This is a genomic window from Chitinophaga sp. (assembly GCF_036566945.1).
Taxonomy (GTDB): Bacteria; Bacteroidota; Bacteroidia; order Chitinophagales; family Chitinophagaceae; genus Chitinophaga.
In genome coordinates, this window is record NZ_DATCVJ010000257.1 from 1 (window position 1) to 1566 (window position 1566).

3 protein-coding genes are annotated in these 1566 nt (G+C 47.0%); all 3 read left to right on the plus strand.

Features of this window, described 5'->3' with window-relative positions; all coding sequences use genetic code 11:
• On the plus strand, positions 1 to 568 hold a 568-nt coding region (locus VIP81_RS07560), incomplete at its 5' end, for an outer membrane protein assembly factor BamD (protein ID WP_331958021.1).
• Entirely contained in the window at positions 537 to 878 is a 342-nt protein-coding gene (locus VIP81_RS07565; protein ID WP_079469388.1) for a DNA-directed RNA polymerase subunit omega, read from the plus strand. The genes VIP81_RS07560 and VIP81_RS07565, both read left to right, overlap by 32 nt.
• A 102-nt stretch (positions 879 to 980) precedes the next feature.
• Positions 981 to 1566: flavoprotein (locus VIP81_RS07570; protein ID WP_331958025.1), on the plus strand; the 586-nt coding region annotated here is incomplete at its 3' end.

Genomic DNA, 1566 nt, shown 5'->3' on the forward strand with positions numbered 1-1566 from the left:
GGCATTCCAGTTTAAGAATTACCTGGATCTGTTCCCTAACAGCCCCAGAGCAGTGGAAATTGACTACATGCAGGCATATTGCTATTACAAGCAATCCCCTAAAGTGTCGCTGGATCAAACCAATACCATGAAGGCCATTGCTGCCATGCAAACCTTCATCAATAACTATCCAACCGCTGATAAAGTATCGGAAGCCAACCTGGTAATAGAGTTGTGCCGCCGCAAGCTGGAGCAGAAAGAATACTCCAGCGCCGAATTATACTATAACCTGGGCTTTTTCAAAGCAGCCGGTATTGCCTTCAAAAACCTGATGCGCAACTACCCCGACTCTGATAAAAGCGATGGATACAAAGTAATGGCCATCAGATCTTACTATAATTATGCTAAAAACAGTATTCCGGAAAGACAAAAGGAGCGCTACGCCACCGTTTTGGACGAATACCTGGACTTCGCGGATCACTACCCGAACAGCAAATTGAAGGTCGATGCCGAAAAATTTTATACCTTAGCACAAAACAACATTAAAACACTGGATAATGAGCAAATTAAAGCGAAGTCTAACCAGTAGCCTTAATCCCTGGGTAGAAACCAAAAATACTACCGATATTAAGAACAGAACTGGTAATTTATATGAGTCTATTGCCGTGATAGCCAAACGCGCCAATCAGATCAATATTTCCGTGAAAGAGGAGCTCCATTCCAAACTGGAAGAGTTTGCCAGCCATACTGACAACCTTGAGGAAGTACACGAAAATAAGGAGCAGATTGAGATTTCCCGTTTTTACGAAAGACTGGCAAATCCGGCTATCCAGGCTACCCAGGAGTTCCTGGACAGCAAAATTTATTTCCGCAAGAACGACGACGATTTGTTTAGCTAATCCGCCCCACATTATTTTGTGAGGTTCGCGATTGCGAAAAATAAAAATATTAATTTCATGGCGGCAGAATGATTTCTGCCGCTTTTGTTTTTATATATGTCCATGGACGCTATCAAAATGCTACAAGGAAAGAAGATCCTGCTGGGAGTTTCCGGCAGTATTGCTGCCTATAAGGCGGCTACCCTGATCCGCCTGCTGGTAAAGGAAGGCGCGGAAGTGAAGGTGATTATGACGCCTGCTGCCGCCGATTTCATTACCCCCCTCACCCTGGCCACCCTCTCCAAAAACGAGGTGCCCACCAACATCAGCGATCATAGCAGCTGGAATAATCACGTCATGCTCGGACGCTGGGCAGATATCATGGTCATTGCCCCCGCTTCCGCTAATACCATCGCCAAAATGGCCCAGGGCCTTTGCGACAATCTGCTGCTGGCCGTGTACCTCTCTGCTACCTGCCCCGTGATATTTGCCCCTGCTATGGATGAAGATATGTGGCATCACCCGGCTACCCGCAGTAATGTGGATAAACTCATCTCCTACGGACACCAGCAAATACCCATCGCCTCCGGAGAGCTGGCCAGTGGCCTGTTCGGAGAAGGCCGTATGGCAGAACCTGAGCAAATAGTGGCCTGGCTGCAACAACATCTGCCGAAGGCAAACAATAACAATCATAAACCCCTGCATGGTA